Raw genomic sequence first — 16,658 nt, 5'->3', positions numbered from 1 at the left:
CCGGCACATCAGGCAGGGACATTCATCAGGTGTGACAGTTCATCTTTCACCGACTGCACCTGTGGACCAATAACCACCTGCAGGCTGGTCTGATTAAGATGGACCACACCTATCGCGCCGTTGGCTTTCAGCGCCGCATCATCCACTTTACTCATATCCGCCAGGGTCAGACGCAGACGCGTCAGACAATTATCCAGCGAGGTAATATTCTCAACGCCGCCAAGTGCCGCCAGAATAGCCGGTGAGTTATAGCCAGATTTACCTTTACCGGCATTGCTGACCTGCTGCGCAACCGCACTGGCACTTTCCACTTCGCGGCCCGGTGTTTTGATATTGAAGTGCAGAATGGCGAAACGGAAAATCAGGTAGTAACCAACAAACCATATCGCTGCAACAACGGGCACCCAGTACCATTTAGTCGACAGCCCGTGCAGCACACCAAACACTACAAAGTCGATGATATTGCCGTCTGTATTGCCGATAGTGACGCCCAGTATCGCCATGATGCTGAAGCCAACGCCGGTCAGCAGGGCGTGGATCAGATAGAGGAACGGGGCGACAAACAGAAACAGGAATTCGATGGGTTCGGTGGTGCCGCCGACCACGCAGGCCACCACACCGGAGATCAACAGGCCTTTGATCTTATGGCGATTCTCCGGGCGGGCGCAGTGATAGATGGCCAGTGCGGCACCTGGCAGACCACCGAGGAAGGCAGGCATTTTACCCTGTGACAGGAAGCGGGTCGCGCTTTCAGCAAAACCGTGGGTTTCCGGGCAGGCGAGCTGCGCCTGGAAAATGGTTAAGGCACCGCTCACGCTCTTGCCACACACATCCAGTGTGCCGCCTGCATCGGTAAAGCGCATGATAGCGACCAGAATATGCTGCAGGCCAAACGGCAGCAGCAGACGTTCGCCGGTACCAAAGATCATCGGGCCGAAATCACCCGCGCTGTTAATCATCCAGCCTAATCCGGTGATGCCCCGTGCGAAAAAAGGCCAGATTAGCGGGACGACCAGTCCCAGTAAACCAATCACCAGCGTGGTGATGATCGGCACAAACCGGGTGCCGCCAAAGAAAGCCAGCGCATCGGGCAGTCGGATGTTATGGAAGCGCTCATGCAGCCAGAACACCACAATACCCACAATGACCGCGCCCAGAATGCCAGTATCGATCGACGGGATCCCCAGGATCGGCTGAACGTTGTTAGCTTTCAGCAGGGCGGCATCGGTGGTTGGCAGAATGCCGTGGATATTGAGCCAGAAGTTGATGCTGAGGTTTAGCACGGCATACCCCACAAAGCCGGCAAACGCTGCCACGCCCTTGTTCTCGCGCGCCATACCCAGCGGAATCGCAATGGCGAACATCACCGGCAGATAGCTAAAGGCGAACGATCCCAGTTTGGCCATCCAGAGAAACAGATATTGCAGCCAGGGCTGATCCAGCACAGGTAACAGGGTCAGGACATCACGACTGCTCAGCGAACTGCCAATCCCGAGCATGATGCCGCAGAAGGAAAGCAGGGCAACCGGCAGCATAAAGGTTTTCCCCAGACTCTGGAAAAATTCCCAGACGGACATTTTTTGGTGAGAGGGTGACATGAACGCTCCTGGATAAACGGACCACTGAGTGAAGTGGCGGGATGATAAAACGTTTTACCTGGATCTTATGCGCGCTGAATCACACTCTTCAGGTCATGGACGATATAATTCTGACGTCATAAGGTGTAACGTTTTACCTTGTTTTCTAATGCTGTAATTCAGTTGAGTAATCTGATGAGTAAAATCACCATCAATGATGTTGCGGCGGCGGCGGGCGTGTCGGTGACCACGGTATCGCTGGTGTTATCCGGCAAAGGACGGATCTCTGCGGCCACCATGGCGCGCGTGAACGAGGCCATTGAGCAACTCGGTTTCGTGCGTAACCGTTCGGCAACCATGCTGCGCGGGGGTGAGAGTGGCGTGATTGGCTTGATCGTCCGCGATCTCAGCCAGCCATTTTATGCCGAAATGACGGCAGGTCTGAGTGAAGCGCTGGAGATGCAGGGCAAATTGCTGTTCCTGACGCAGAGCGGTGCCCAGGGACAGCATCTGCATCGCTGCTTTGAGTCACTGGTCGCTCAGGGAGTGGATGGCGTAGTGCTGGGAGGCGGTGCCGATAAGGCCAGCCAGATCGTGACGCGGGCCAGAGAGGTGAATATGGCCTTAGTCTGTGCCGCGCGCGCCAGTAGCCTGGAGGAGGTAGACGCTATCCGCCCCGATAATGCTCAGGCTGCGCGTCTGGCCACAGAATACCTGATTCGTCAGGGGCATCAGCGCATTGCCTGGCTGGGCGGCCATAGCGCATCACTGACCCGGGCAGAACGTCTTGGCGGCTACTGCGCCACCCTGCTGCAATATGGGCTGCCGTTCCGGCCGGAGTGGATTATTGAATGCGGTAACACGCAAAAAGAGGCGGCTGAAGCAGCGGTACAGCTGTTTCAGCACCATCCGCGGCTGACTGCCGTGCTGGCCTATAACGCCACTACCGCGCTGGGATGCTATTTTGGGCTGTTGCGCACCGGGCGAACATTCGCCCGGGGTGCAGTCGACAGCTATTACGATCAGCAGCTGGCTCTGATGGGCTTTGGCGATGAACCGCAGGCGGAACTGACCGATCCGCCGCTGACGTTTGTCACCAGTTCAGCCCGGGAGATTGGCCGTGTGGCAGCTGAGCGTATCCTGCAACGGATAGCGCAACCGGATGCCGCCCGGCAGAACGTGATTATGCCGCCGCAGCTGGTTATTCGCGGCTCGGCATAAAAAAGGCGACCCGGAGGTCGCCTTTAAAGGAAGAGTAGAGAATTACTGCGGCATCCCTTCGCTGGTCGGCATACCCAGCATATAGCGGGAGAGGAACTGCTCCAGCGTCATTTTGTCGCCGTTCATGTTCACCTGACCGTTGGTATACTGCAGGCTGGTGACGATATTGTTATCCTGCTGCTGGGTCAGGCGGAACATCTGACCCATCGCCGCCAGTCCTTTCACCTGCTGATCTGCCAGCTTCTGTGCGTCATCGGCCTGATATCCTTCAGCCAGTCCCACTTTATGCATGGTTTCGGTCGCCATTGGCATATTGATGACCAGCTTGCTGTCCAGGCTCTTCAGTACCCGATCAACCATGGCGCTGAGTGTCTGGGCTTCGCCGGTCACCGCAGAGGGATCGTTGAAATTAGCGTTCAGGTTAAAGGTGCTTTCACCTTTATCATTTTTCCAGCTCAGCGGGGCGATACTGATCGCAGGTGAGCCCTTCAGCAGCATCGGCAGGTTGCTCATCAGAATCTGATGCACACCCGCCTGGTAGCGGATAGGATCTTCCGCGACGCCAGGCTGGCTCAGCAGTTCCTGCATCTGCGCGTTGTAACGATCGGAGAAGGCTTTTACCGCCTGCGCATCAAACTGTGACAGTTTCATCTTCAGCGCTGCCTGACCAAAATCCTGCTTCTGCAGCTGAATGCCTTCAACCTTGTAGTCGATATTGCCGCCAATCTTACCGGCGCTGTTATCGAAAGAGGAGGTGCCTTTCATTTTGTGCAGCGTCAGGGCGTCCTGACCATTGATGCTGGCATTGACCTTCTCAATATCCACTGACTGGTCGCCAATACGCACGCCTTCCGGGCTGAGATGGGTGTTACCGCTCAGCTTCAGACCATTGATGGTGAACAGCACCGGCTGGCCCATCTCATTTTTACTGGTCAGCGCGAGGCTATCAACATCACTGTCCAGCGACACTTTGTCGCCTTTGTTATCCGCGCTGACGTTGAAGGTGCCCCCATTGGTGGCAAGACGCTCGCCGCTTTGCGCATTCTGATAATCAACCGGCAGAACGCGCAGCGCCGTATCGGTGGCACCGCTGTAGCCGATACGGGTATCGGCGTTAATCAGCGACTTGTTGCCGGTCAGCTCAAACAGCTTTTTCACCGCATCGGTGTTAGCCAGTTCGGTATGAACCGACGCCATGCTCGGGATCAGATTGAAATGCTTCAGCTGAGCAAACGGGAAAGGGCCATGATCGATGGTTTCGTTCAGGATGATGCTCTGGCCTGGTTTCAGCAGGGGATTATCTTCCGTCTGCGAGTTGGCCTGAATCACCAGATTCACTTTGCTGCTGAACACGCCGCGCTGATAGTCCTGATAGCTGATCTTCAGTCGGCTGTTAGGGGCATAAGCATTCAGCTGGGCATTGGCGTTCTGCACCAGCTCATCCCTGTGGCTTTCAATCTGCTTGCCGGTGAACCATGCCGCGCCAGTCCAGACTACGCCCAGTGCGATGATGACACCTACGGCAACATTGGTCTTTTTCATTGCTGATTCGTCCTTATCCTTGAGTCCGCTTATGCCGCAGGTTTACCCCAGCGACTGAAGAAAAACGCCCGCAGGCGTTTAAAAGCTAATAGGTTGAAATAATAGCAGTTAACAGGCACTCCGTCAGCCGCTTCACCCTAAGTCGTTAAATACCCGCGCCAGTCGGCCCGTGCCTGCGACCGTTACGGGGGATTCGCTGGCGGCAATGAAGCAGGATTCACCTGGTTTCAGCGTTACCTGCTGCTCGCCTTTGGCGATCACCGTCTGGCCTTCGATGCAGAACAGCAGTGCGGCGCTCTGCTGCGCCAGCGGCTGTGGCTCTGCGTTCAGGGTATGAATGGCAAAGGCAAAATCCTCCACCGGAATCGGGAAGCGCAGCGCGTTGCCCTGTTGCTCTGGCTTGGTCAGCAGGGTGCTTGCTGGCTTCTCTTCAAACTTCAGGTTCGCCATCAGCTCGGCGATATCGATATATTTCGGGGTTAACCCGGCCCGCAACACGTTATCGGAGTTTGCCATCACCTCCAGCGCCACGCCTTTCAGATAAGCGTGCGGAGTCTCCGCATAAAGGAACATCGCCTCGCCCGATTGCAGCGTGATTACGTTCAGCAGCAGCGGCGAAAACAGGCCGCTGTCGTCAGGATACTCTGCCGCAATCATGCGAATGGTCTGCCACGGCTCACCCTGTTGTGCATCAACCGCGGATTTCAGGATGCCCAGCGCCAGCGATTTCGCCTCACCCTCCAGTGACAGCAGGGTAGAGAAGAGCGCGGCCAGCGTATCCTGATCGGGATGCTGCAGAAAATGGGCTATCTGTGGATGTGCGCCCGCAACCGGCTCCAGCAGTGAGACCATCTCCGTCAGGGTGCGAAAGCCATTCATCGCCTGGAAGGGCGTCAGCGCGTAGACCAGCTCCGGCTTGTGGTTGGCATCTTTATAATTACGCTCAGCAGCTGTCAGCGGAATACCCGCCGCATTCTCACGGGCAAAGCCCACTTCGGCCGCGCGTTTGCTGGGATGGACCTGAATCGACAGCGGCTGATCGGCAGACAACACTTTGAACAGGAAGGGCAGTTCACCAAAACGCTGTGCTACCGCTTCGCCCAGCATGGCGGCAGGCGCGGCATCAATCACGTCACGCAGCGAACGCTCGCTGCCCTGGTCAATCACGGTGGAGGGGCTTTTCGGATGTGCGCCCATCCAGAGTTCCGCCATCGGCAGCCCCTGTGGATTGGCGATTCCGTAAAGCTCAGTCAACGCAGTTTTGCTGCCCCATGCGTAGTTTTGCAGCGTATTGTTCATTTTTTGCATTGTATAACCCTTTATCACGGGAAATTATTGCCAGTATTAAAGCAGAAACTGCCGGTAAAAATACATCTCCAGCGCAAAAGGACGCTAAGCTCTGATAATGTTAAATTATTGTGTATTACTATCCTGACCGCCCGGCAGTCGATCGTAATGACGTACCGGGCGGTCATTCTTTTAAAAACCAGATGAAGGAGACGTATTCATGGCAGCCAATCGCATTGAGAAAGATTCAATGGGCCCCATCGACGTACCGGCAGACAAACTGTGGGGCGCGCAGACACAGCGCTCACTGGAACACTTCCGCATCTCAACCGAAAAAATGCCGACCGCGCTGGTGCATGCACTGGCATTGACCAAGCGCGCCGCGGCCAGCGTTAACCGCGATCTGGGACTGCTGCCCGCTGACCGCGCCGAGGCGATTGTCAGCGCGGCCGATGAGGTACTGGCTGACAAGCATGCGGATGAATTCCCGCTGGCGATCTGGCAGACCGGTTCCGGCACCCAGACCAATATGAACATGAATGAAGTGCTGGCGAACCGCGCCAGTGAAATCCTCGGCGGCGAGCGTGGTATGGCGCGGCTGGTTCATCCCAATGATGATGTGAACAAGAGCCAGAGCTCCAACGATGTCTTCCCGACGGCGATGCACGTTGCCGCCGTTATCGCCTTGCGCGAACAGCTGATCCCTCAGATTCAGGTACTGAAAAAGACGTTGAGCCAGAAGTCCGACGCCTTCAAAGATATCGTCAAGATTGGCCGTACTCACCTGCAGGATGCCACGCCGCTGACCCTGGGCCAGGAGATTTCCGGCTGGGTGGCGATGCTGGAGCATAACCTGAAGCATATTGAGCAGAGCATTCCGCACGTGGCGGAACTGGCGCTGGGCGGCACCGCAGTAGGCACCGGCCTGAACACCCATCCGGAATATGCGGTGCGCGTGGCGAAGGCGCTGGCCGATCTCACGCAGCAGCCGTTTGTCACTGCGCCAAATAAATTTGAGGCGCTGGCAACCTGTGATGCGCTGGTGCATGCACATGGCGCGCTGAAAGGGCTGGCCGCCTCGCTGATGAAAATCGCGAACGACGTGCGCTGGCTCTCTTCCGGCCCGCGCTGCGGCATCGGCGAAATCGCCATCCCGGAAAATGAGCCAGGCAGCTCCATCATGCCGGGTAAAGTTAACCCGACCCAGTGCGAAGCGATGACCATGCTCTGCTGTCAGGTGATGGGTAACGATGTGGCGATCAATATGGGCGGCGCATCCGGTAACTTTGAGCTTAACGTGTTCCGTCCGATGGTAATCCATAACTTCCTGCAATCGATTCGCCTGCTGGCGGATGGCATGGACAGCTTTAATCATCACTGCGCGGTCGGCATTGAGCCGGTGCGTGAGCGCATCGATCAACTGCTTAACGAATCGCTGATGCTGGTGACGGCGCTGAATACCCATATTGGCTATGACAAAGCGGCAGAAATTGCCAAGAAGGCGCACAAAGAGGGGCTGACGCTGAAAGGCTCGGCGCTGAAGCTGGGTTATCTTACCGAAGAGGAGTTTGATGCCTGGGTTCGTCCGGAAGAGATGGTCGGCAGCATGAAGTCGTAAGGTTTGAGTGAGTCAGAGGCCAGCGAAAGCTGGCCTTTTTATTTATATCGGACAATCGACCCACAGATGCAGTCTGGGGATCAAAAGATTCAGCGGTTCTGCAGCAGGTTTATAACGATGGTTAATATTATCGGCATCGTAATTAAGCAATTCACCCAGAACCGGAACCTGGCTGCGATCGCGACAGATAACCAGAATCGGAGAAGGACAGGCCAGCTGAGTCTGTTTTTGTTCATCCGCGCGCCAGACGCGGGCAACCGGCTGGACTTTCACCGGGCGCTTGATTTTCAGCCGTGCTGAGGCGGGCAGGGCGCGCACGCTTGCCAGCTCCTCCTGCACTTTTTCCGCCCACTGTTCACGTGACCACGGCGCTTTTGCACGTCCCGACTTCAGGCTTTTTTCCAGCTGGGCGATCACCTCTTCGCGCTTGAGATTCTTGATAATGTGCTTGTTGGCCCAGCCGAAACGCAGGCTGTCCGGTGCGCTCAGAAGGGTGATAGTGCGATAGGCATTCAGGGTAATCAGCCCGCGCAAATGCTGGTGGACGAACTCAAAACGCGCTTCACTCGGCAGGCCAGAGTCCACCGTAATCAGCTGCTCCAGCCGTGCTTTCAGCTGATTGATGACGTCGACCAGTGCGCCGATCTCCGCCTCCTGCTGCGCGTCGCATTCGATACAGAGTGCGCCAGGCAAGCGCACGGCAGCCTTGGTGCTCAGCTGTTCTGACTGATGCTGCATAAACAGGCGGCAGTAGTGGTCAAGCGCCATCTTTAACGCGCTCTCCCCGAGATGCTGCTCGACGGCAATCCGGGTGATCGCTTCATGTTCGCGGCCTTTAACCACCGGCGGCAGGCTGAAGACGCGGGCGATCAGCAGAGGCTGCGCTTCAATCTGCTGACGCAATTCACCCAGCGCCAGTTCCAGGTCATTTACACATTGATGCATATCAGCCACTAAGTCGTAGCGCGTCATGTTGTGCCTCCATAGTTACAACGTCCACAATGTGGCAGAAGCCTGACGAGGATGCAAGCGCCATATAGTTACAACATACTAAAAGGGTTGTACTCACAATCGTGCGGCCTGCATAGCTATCCAGTCAAAAGGGCATCACGCATTTTGGCTTATCACAGAACATGTTATAAAAACGGTTCGCCTGCTAACCAGGAGATTGCCTGTGAATCAGAACAACAAACCCGGCATCGCCGCCATTATTACCCTGGGCTGGGTGCAGATCCTGTCATGGGGCGGGTCGTTCTACCTGATGGCGGTGATGGCGAATCCGATTGCGGCTGAGACAGGCTGGTCACAGCAGTGGATTTATGGCGCGCTCTCGACCGGGATTCTGGTATCGGGCCTGCTGTCACCGCTGGCAGGCAGGATTATCGCCCGCACCGGTGGCCGCCTGTTGCTGGCACTGAGTGGCATGGTGATGGCGGTAGGGCTGGTGATCATGGCTTATAGCCACTCTCTGCCGCTGTTTCTGTTTGCCTGGGTAATTATTGGCATCGGTATGGCGATGGGCCTTTATGACGCACTGTTTGCCACGCTCGGCACCTGCTATGGCGGTCAGGCGCGTGCAGCGATCACCGGTATCACCCTGATATCTGGCTTCTGCACCACGCTGGTCTGGCCGGGAACGGCGTTGTTAATCCACGGATTCGGCTGGCGAAACGCGTCGCTGATAATTGCGGCACTGATGGTCGTCTGCGTGCTGCCTGCCTATCTGTTTGCCTTACCCGATAGCCATGCTAAGCGGCCTGTGAAAAAACTGAGTCCACAGCCTGGCACGGCGGAGATTGCGCCTGCGCTGTTCTGGCTGCTGTGTGCCATTTTCACTCTGGCGTCCGTGATCATGACAGCTATTTCCGTGCAGCTTATCGCCTTGTTGCAGGCGAGTGGTCATACGCTGACCTCGGCGCTGGCGATCAGCGCCGTACTTGGCCCGTGTCAGGTGGGATCCCGACTCGTCGATATCGCCTTTAAACGCAGTCATCCCATCCGTACCACCTTTTTTTCCGTCGGGCTGGTGGCACTGGGCTTGCTGTTGCTGGCACTGTTTCCGCAGATGGCGTTGCTGAGCATGGTGTTGTATGGCGCAGGAAATGGCTTACGTGCCATCGTGCGCGGAACTTTACCGCTGGCGATGGTCAAACCAGAGTCCTATGCGATTGTGGTGGGTAAAATGGCCCGCCCGGCGTTGATGGGGCAGGCACTGACGCCGCTGATAGGTGGATATGTGTTTGAAAAGATGGGTGCATCGGCGACGCTGTGGTTGCTTTGCGCCCTGGCAATCTTTAACGTGGTACTGGTTATGGCGCTGAAGCAGCGATTGCCGGCGACATCGGCCACCACGGCATAACGGAACGGTTCTCCTTGCTCCGCAGGAAGAGGGCCGTTAGCAGGCTAAGCACCTTGTGCTATCGGGCCTCAGGCTTTGGTGAATACGTGCCTTGTCACCGCCGGTTTGCTTCAAAAAAGCAACAGTGTTTGTTATATTTATTGCTCATTGATTGTTCACTTATGCGGCAATAAAACAATAAGATGCACCGCAACTCAGGATAAAGAAATGCTTGATTACCGCTTCCCGACAGCTTTGCAAATGGTTCTGAGCGTAGCGATGGCGGAGCAAATGGGAAAACGCTCTACCAGCGCGATTCTGGCCTACGGGCTGGAAGCGAATCCCAGTTTCATACGAAAATTAATGGTCCCGCTGACCCGTGACGGCATTATCGTCTCCACGCTGGGCCGTACCGGTTCGATTCATCTGGGCCGTCCTGCTGCAGAAATTACTCTGCGGGATATCTATGTCTCAGTGATCGAAGACAAAAAAATCTGGGCCGCGCGTCCTGACGTCGCGCCGCGCTGTCTGGTCAGTGCCAACCTCTGCTGGTACTTCAAGTCGATAGCCGATGAAGCCGAGCAGGCGTCGCTGGATGTGCTGGCAAAACGCACCGTGGCAGACGCACTGAACGAACTGAAGAAACGCGACACCAGCAACTGCACCGCCGTGCCGGAACCTGAACCCGAAGAGATTGATGATCTCTGCAAAAAGAGCCGCTGATTAGCGGCTTTTTTATGCCTGCTGAACATCCATTTCTGAGCCACTTCTTTCCCAAACCTGCAACGCAGGCCTTCTCTCCGTAAATTCCATCTTGACCTCTTACCGTATCGTAATAAAATGACTTCACTGGATGAAGTCGCGGAGGTCAGGATGAACACCGTTGTCAGGGAGTTACGGAAAAAACATCGTGAAACGTTGGAGCAGGTTTTTCAAATGCCGCCGCCGTCCGGACTGAAATGGCAGGCAGTTGAGTCATTAATCAGGGCTCTGGGTGGTGAGATTAAAGAAGGCAGTGGTTCACGGGTGCGATTTCTTCTCAGAGGAAGAATAGCGCGTTTTCACCGGCCGCATCCTTCGCCAGACACCGACAGAGGGGCTGTTATTAATCTGCGTGAATGGCTGGAAAGTATTGGAGTCGATCCCTATGAATAATCGTTCAAATTCATCAATCACCGTCGCTGGTCAACCCGCTGTGATCACCTATGTTCCTGAACTCAACATGTTCCGTGGGCGTTTTACTGGCTTGTCAGGCTACTGTGATTTTGTCTCTGACAGCGTACAGGGGCTGTACAAAGAGGGCGAGATTTCGTTGCGCGAATACCTGGAAGATTGTGCAGCCTCCGGCATTAATCCCTATGCTGAGCAGGAAAAAATTAAAACCTTTACGCTGCGCTATCCTGAATCGCTGGGAGAGCGCCTGTCTCAGGCTGCCGCGCAAAATGAAACCTCGCTGAATGCGTTTATCATTGAAACGCTGAATGAAAGATTGAAGCGGCGCTAGCCTGCAAGACGGGGTCTGCTGAAATCAGTGAATTACAGGCAAAAAAAGGGGCGATCATATGGTCGCCCCTTTTAACTTTTACGGTTTACGCCGTCACGGACGATGCACTACCTGACCGGCGCGTCACCAGCTTGCGCAGGGCCACGTAGAACACCGGCGTCAGGAACAGGCCGAAAAGCGTCACGCCGAGCATGCCGGAGAAGACCGTAATACCGGTAACGCCGCGCACCTCTGCACCCGCGCCTTCACCCAGAATCAACGGTATTGTACCGGCGATAAAGGCGATGGAGGTCATCACAATCGGACGCAGACGCAGGCGACACGCTTCCAGCGCCGCTTCCACAATCCCTTTGCCCTGAATCTCCAGCTCCCGCGCAAACTCGACGATCAGAATCGCGTTCTTACAGGCCAGCCCCATCAGCACCACCAGTCCGACCTGCACGAAGACGTTGTTGTCACCGCCGGTCAGCCAGACGCCAAACAGCGCAGAGAGCATGGTCATCGGCACAATCAGGATCACTGCCAGCGGCAGCGTCCAGCTCTCATACAGCGCGGCCAGTACCAGGAACGCCAGCAACACGGCCATCGGGAAGACAATCAGCGCGGTATTGCCCTGCGTTGACTGCTGATAACTCAGATCGGTCCACTCGATGTTCATGCCGTTTGGCAATAGCTGACCGGACATCGCTTCGAGCTGACTCATCGCCTGCGCCGAGGAGAGCACGCGTGGGTCGGCATCACCAATCAAATCCGCCGCCGGATAGCCGTTATAGCGGATCACCGGGTCGGGACCGTAGGTGGTGGTAATGTTGACCATGCTGCCAATCGGCACCATCTCACCGCGATCGTTTCGGGTCCGCAGGTTAGCGATATCTTCGATGCTGTCGCGGAAATCCCCGTCAGCCTGCGCCATCACCCGCCAGGTGCGGCCAAAGCGGTTAAAGTCATTCACATACGACGAGCCGAGATAGGTCTGGAGCGTGCTGAACAGCGCGGTCAGCGATACTCCCTGCGCTTTGGCTTTATCCCGGTCTACCTTCACATCAAGCTGCGGAACGTTGGCCTGATAAGAGGAGATGGGGAAGTGCATCCCTGGCGTCTGCATGATGCTGCCTGACAGCGTATTAATCGCCGTCTGCAGTGCGCCATAACCCAGACCCGCCCGGTCCTGCACATAGAGCGAATAGCCCGAGCCCTGGCCCAGCCCCAGAATCGGCGGTGGCATAATCGAGAAGCCAAAGCCCTGCTGGATTTGAGCGATCTTCGCATTGATCTCAGCGTTGATCTCCGCCGCCGTATGTTTGCGCTCATTAAACGGCTTAAGACCGAAGAACACCGTGCCGCTGTTCGGCGTATTGGTGAACTGCAATGCATTCAGGCCAGGGAATGCTACCGCATAGGCGACGCCTTCGGTCTGCATACCGATTTCGCTCATCTTACGAATCACAGCATCCGTGCGCGCCAGAGAGGAACCTTCCGGCATCTTCACGCCACCAATCAGGTAGAGCTTATCCTGCGTCGGAATAAATCCACCTGGAACGGTGTGGAACATAAATCCGGCACCCGCCAGCAGCAGAATATAGACGCCAAACACGGCGCCACGGCGACGCAGCGTACGGCCCACCAGCGATTCATAACCATGGGCACTGCGCTGGAAGAAGCGGTTAAACGGCCGGAATAGCCAGCCAAACAGCGCATCAATGATCCGCGTCAGCCGGTCTTTCGGCGCGTGATGATCTTTCAGCAGCATCGCCGCCAGCGCAGGCGAGAGCGTCAGCGAGTTAATAGCAGAGATCACTGTAGAGATGGCAATGGTAGTGGCGAACTGCTTGTAGAACTGCCCGGTGACGCCAGAGAGAAACGCCATCGGCACAAACACCGCGCACAGCACCAGCGCAATGGCGATGATCGGCCCGGAGACCTCACGCATCGCCTGATGCGCAGCGGCGCGCGGCGACAGCCCCATCTCAATGTTACGTTCGACGTTCTCCACCACCACAATGGCGTCATCCACCACGATACCAATCGCCAGCACCAGCCCGAACAGGCTCAGCGTATTCAGCGAGAAGCCAAGCAGATAGAGCACGCTAAAGGTACCGACTATCGAAACCGGCACCGCCAGCAGGGGAATGATTGAGGCGCGCCAGGTCTGCAGGAACAGAATCACCACCAGCACGACCAGAATGACCGCTTCCAGCAGGGTCTGCACCACGGCTTTAATCGAGTCGCGGACAAATACCGTCGGATCGTAAGGCGCGGCCCATTTCACGTCATTGGGGAAGCGGGTCGCCAGCTCATCCATTTTGGCGCGAACCGCATTGGAGAGGTCGATGGCGTTGGCGCCAGGCGCCTGGAAGATGCCGATACCGACCGCATCTTTGTTATTCAGCTGCGAGCGCAGGGCATAGCTTCCCGAGCCCATCTCAATCCGCGCCACGTCACGCAGCCGCACCAGCGAACCATCTTCCGAGGTTTTCAGGATGATATCGCCAAACTGTTGCTCGCTCTCCAGTCGTCCCTGGGTGTTGATTGACAGCAGAAAATCGCTCTGTTTTTTCAGCGGCTCGGCACCCAGCTGACCGGCAGAGACCTGCACGTTCTGCTCCTGCATCGCCGTTACCACGTCAGAGGCGGTCAGACCACGCGCCGCCACTTTATTAGGATCAAGCCAGACGCGCATCGCATACTCGCCTGCGCCGAAAATCTGAATCTGACCGACACCCGGCAGCCGGGCGAGCTCATCTTTCACCTTGAGAGTGGCGTAGTTACGCAGGTAGAGCGAATCGTAGGTATTGTTCGGTGAGAACATGTGGACGACCAGCGTCAGGGTCGGCGACATCTTCTGGGTGGTGATCCCCAGCCGACGCACATCTTCCGGCAGACGGGCTTCCGCCTGCGCTACGCGGTTCTGCACCTGTACCTGCGCCTGATCAGGATCGGTGCCTGGACGGAAGGTGACGGTGGTCACCAGCACGCCGTCAGAACCGGCCACTGACTTCATGTACATCATGTTTTCGACACCGTTGATTGCCTCTTCCAGCGGCGTCGCCACGGAATCCGCAATCACTTTCGGGTTAGCGCCTGGATACTCGGCGCGCACCTGTACACTGGGTGGCACCACGTCGGGATATTCACTGACTGGCAGCAGCGGGATGGCAATCACCCCGGTCACAAAAATCAGGATCGACAGCACCGCAGCAAAAATAGGCCGGTCGATAAAAAAGCGGGAAAAGTCCATAGCGGCCTCGGGTTATTGAGCGACTGCCGCACGCATGGCGACCGGCTGAGCAGTGACCGGCATGCCGGGCATAAATACTTTTTGCAGACCGGCGATGATGACCTTGTCGCCGGATTGCAGACCCGATTTAACGATGCGCAAACCATCCACCATCGCGCCAGGCTGGATATCGCGCCGCTGCGCTTTACCTTCGCCATCCACCACGTAGACATATTTGCGATCCTGGTCGGTCAATACCGCCTTATCATCGATCAGCACCGCCTCGAACTGTGCGCTGCCGGGCAGACGCACGCGGGCAAACAGGCCAGGCGTAAACTGACGCTGTTGATTGTCGAGCAGGGCGCGCATACGAATGGTGCCGGTGCTGGCGGTCAGCTGGTTATCCAGGAAGTCAATTTTGCCCTGGTGCGGGAAACCCTGTTCGCCGACCAGCGCAATCTCAACCGGCAGCGCATGGCGCTGCTGGCCCTGACGCGCCATCGCCTGATAGTTCAGGAAGGTGTTCTCATCGACATCGAAATAGACATACATCTGCTGCTGCGACACCAGCGTGGTTAACACACTGGCGCTGTCGCCGGCGGTTACCAGGTTACCGGCGGTGATCATCGCCCGGCTGGCGCGGCCATCAATCGGCGCGGTGACGCGGGTGAAGTCGAGGTTCAGCTGCGCCATATCGACCGCGGCCTCTGCGGCCAGCACATCCGCCTGCGCCTGACTGGCGGCAGAACGACGCTGCTCCCACGCTTCGCGGGAAATCGCCTGCGTGCCGATCAGCTTCTCGCTGCGGCCCGATTCGCTGCGGGCCAGACTCGCCTGACTGCGCGCCCGGGCCAGTTCCGCTTTGGCCTGCTCCAGCGCCGCGCGGTAACTCCGGTCATCAATGGTAAACAGTACCTGACCTTTTCTGACCTCATCGCCTTCTCGATAGTTAACGGCATCAATGTAGCCAGAGACGCGCGGACGCAACTGCACGCTCTGTACCGCTTCAACCCGGCCATTGAAATTATCCCATTGACTGACCGGTTTGATCAGCACGGGTGCGGCACTCACTTCAGGCGGCGGGGGAGCGGCGTTTTGCGCCACACCTTTATCGCATCCGCTCAGTTGCGTGATGAGCAGTACCATCCCTAAGAGGGTTAAACCCTGACGAACCCGGTTCGTAATCATTGTTGTTATTCCGCGATAGATATAAACAGGCGGCCTGCAGGCCAATATTTGCAACTTTTAAGATTGCAATTAATCGCGGTGAGTGTAGGCTTGCGTGGCTGGCAACTGCAAGAATAACAGATACACTTTATGTGCGGTTTAGGGCAGGGCGATGAAAGCCTGAACAACTTAGCTAAAACCACACAAATAGTGCGGCATTTAATGTACTAATAAAACTTGCATTAAATGGCATAGTCAGCCACCCTTAAGTGTAACTGCAACTGATACTAATACTTTTCGCCACGGCGACAGGAGAGACTGGAATGATGAGTGATGCTTTTATTCACGATTTAATCGACTGGATTGATAACAACATCGAAGCACGTCTGGATCTGGATACCGTTTCAGAGCGCGCGGGCTACTCCAAATGGCACCTGCAGCGCATGTTTAAAGAGCACACCGGTTATCCACTGGGTGAATACATCCGGGTTAAGAAGCTGAAGAAATCAGCCGACCGCCTGACCAGCACTGATGAACCGATTCTCAATGTGGCGATATCGTTAGGTTTCGACTCCCAGCAATCCTTTAACCGCAGCTTCAAACGCCAGTATGGCGTCGCGCCGGGTGCATGGCGTCGGCACAGCGGGGATTCGCACGCAGCATAACCTCGCCAGGGCCAGCTTGTCTGGCCCGCGCTTTTCTCTGCGCGCAAAACTGGTATCATCTGCGTCCTGTCGTCACGGATGCCATCATGTCAAAAAAACTCTGGATTGGACTTTTTCTCGTCCTCGCGGCCGGTTTCTACGGCCTTAAACCCTATCTGAATTCCGTTTCAGCCCCTGCCCAGGCGGATATCGCCACCCTGACTGACGCCCATACCGTGGCGCGCTGGGTGCTGCAGCATCAGCAACTGCCGGACTACTACCTCACCAAAAACGACGCGCGCAAGCGTGGCTGGAATCCGGCCAAAGGCAACCTGTGTGACGTGTTGCCAGGCAAAGCCATTGGCGGCGATCGCTTTACGAACCGTGAAAAGCGTCTGCCCGCGCGTGCGGGCCGTCAGTGGTATGAAGCGGATGTGAATTATCGCTGCGGGCATCGCGACGCCGATCGCCTGGTTTACTCCTCTGACGGGCTGGTGTTTCTCTCCACCGATCACTACCGCAGTTTCAGGCAGGTGCCCTGAT

At 56.4% G+C, this 16,658-nt stretch carries 14 protein-coding genes; 8 read left to right on the top strand and 6 right to left on the bottom strand.

What is annotated here, in order from left to right; genetic code table 11:
- Window positions 1-8: 8 nt before the first annotated feature.
- Window positions 9-1,598: a maltose/glucose-specific PTS transporter subunit IIBC gene (malX, locus tag ACXKZD_RS10380; RefSeq protein WP_033757554.1), complete on the bottom strand. Its 1,590-nt coding sequence runs from the start codon at window positions 1,596-1,598 to the stop codon at window positions 9-11.
- A gap of 174 nt (window positions 1,599-1,772) precedes the next feature.
- On the opposite strand from malX, the gene malI reads away from it, so the two are divergent.
- Window positions 1,773-2,798, top strand: coding sequence for a Mal regulon transcriptional regulator MalI (malI, locus tag ACXKZD_RS10375; RefSeq protein ID WP_192033645.1), 1,026 nt, complete (start codon window positions 1,773-1,775; stop codon window positions 2,796-2,798).
- A 42-nt stretch (window positions 2,799-2,840) separates the two neighbouring features.
- On the opposite strand, the gene ACXKZD_RS10370 is transcribed toward malI, so the two are convergent.
- Window positions 2,841-4,340, bottom strand: coding sequence for a YdgA family protein (locus ACXKZD_RS10370; protein WP_010245343.1), 1,500 nt, complete (start codon window positions 4,338-4,340; stop codon window positions 2,841-2,843).
- Window positions 4,341-4,472: 132 nt separating this feature from the next.
- Entirely contained in the window at window positions 4,473-5,648 is a 1,176-nt protein-coding gene (gene manA, locus ACXKZD_RS10365; protein WP_033757555.1) for a mannose-6-phosphate isomerase, read from the bottom strand.
- A 199-nt stretch (window positions 5,649-5,847) separates the two neighbouring features.
- On the opposite strand from manA, the gene fumC reads away from it, so the two are divergent.
- On the top strand, window positions 5,848-7,245 hold the full coding sequence (fumC, locus tag ACXKZD_RS10360) for a class II fumarate hydratase (RefSeq protein WP_010245332.1): 1,398 nt from the start codon (window positions 5,848-5,850) through the stop codon (window positions 7,243-7,245).
- 42 nt (window positions 7,246-7,287) lie between these two features.
- Here the strand turns inward: fumC and tus are convergent, their stop codons facing one another.
- Entirely contained in the window at window positions 7,288-8,217 is a 930-nt protein-coding gene (gene tus, locus ACXKZD_RS10355; protein ID WP_033757557.1) for a DNA replication terminus site-binding protein, read from the bottom strand.
- A 202-nt stretch (window positions 8,218-8,419) separates the two neighbouring features.
- On the opposite strand from tus, the gene ACXKZD_RS10350 reads away from it, so the two are divergent.
- From ACXKZD_RS10350 to ACXKZD_RS10335, 4 genes are all read left to right on the top strand, one after another.
- Complete coding sequence (locus ACXKZD_RS10350; RefSeq protein ID WP_264366846.1) at window positions 8,420-9,604, top strand: MFS transporter; 1,185 nt, start codon at window positions 8,420-8,422, stop codon at window positions 9,602-9,604.
- 207 nt (window positions 9,605-9,811) lie between these two features.
- The gene (locus ACXKZD_RS10345) at window positions 9,812-10,306 is read left to right on the top strand and encodes an RrF2 family transcriptional regulator (RefSeq protein ID WP_010245324.1); all 495 of its coding nucleotides are present in this window, start codon (window positions 9,812-9,814) and stop codon (window positions 10,304-10,306) included.
- 150 nt (window positions 10,307-10,456) lie between these two features.
- Entirely contained in the window at window positions 10,457-10,738 is a 282-nt protein-coding gene (locus ACXKZD_RS10340) for a type II toxin-antitoxin system HicA family toxin (RefSeq protein WP_129062906.1), read from the top strand.
- On the top strand, window positions 10,731-11,087 hold the full coding sequence (locus ACXKZD_RS10335; protein WP_033757561.1) for a type II toxin-antitoxin system HicB family antitoxin: 357 nt from the start codon (window positions 10,731-10,733) through the stop codon (window positions 11,085-11,087). Before ACXKZD_RS10340 ends, ACXKZD_RS10335 begins: the two co-directional genes overlap by 8 nt.
- 85 nt (window positions 11,088-11,172) lie before the next feature.
- On the opposite strand, the gene oqxB is transcribed toward ACXKZD_RS10335, so the two are convergent.
- A complete protein-coding gene (oqxB, locus tag ACXKZD_RS10330) occupies window positions 11,173-14,325 on the bottom strand; it encodes a multidrug efflux RND transporter permease subunit OqxB (RefSeq protein ID WP_010670097.1) in 3,153 nt (1,050 codons plus the stop codon).
- Window positions 14,326-14,337: 12 nt separating this feature from the next.
- The gene (locus tag ACXKZD_RS10325; protein WP_022625698.1) at window positions 14,338-15,492 is read right to left on the bottom strand and encodes an efflux RND transporter periplasmic adaptor subunit; all 1,155 of its coding nucleotides are present in this window, start codon (window positions 15,490-15,492) and stop codon (window positions 14,338-14,340) included.
- A gap of 302 nt (window positions 15,493-15,794) precedes the next feature.
- Here ACXKZD_RS10325 and ACXKZD_RS10320 point away from each other — a divergent pair, with 302 nt between their 5' ends.
- On the top strand, window positions 15,795-16,136 hold the full coding sequence (locus ACXKZD_RS10320; RefSeq protein ID WP_009090299.1) for a helix-turn-helix domain-containing protein: 342 nt from the start codon (window positions 15,795-15,797) through the stop codon (window positions 16,134-16,136).
- 86 nt (window positions 16,137-16,222) lie between these two features.
- A complete protein-coding gene (locus tag ACXKZD_RS10315) occupies window positions 16,223-16,657 on the top strand; it encodes a ribonuclease domain-containing protein (protein ID WP_033757565.1) in 435 nt (144 codons plus the stop codon).
- Window position 16,658: the final 1 nt, after the last annotated feature.

Source organism: Pantoea sp. ABR1s (assembly GCF_057812235.1).
This window is presented reverse-complemented; position numbering and strand designations above follow the sequence as displayed.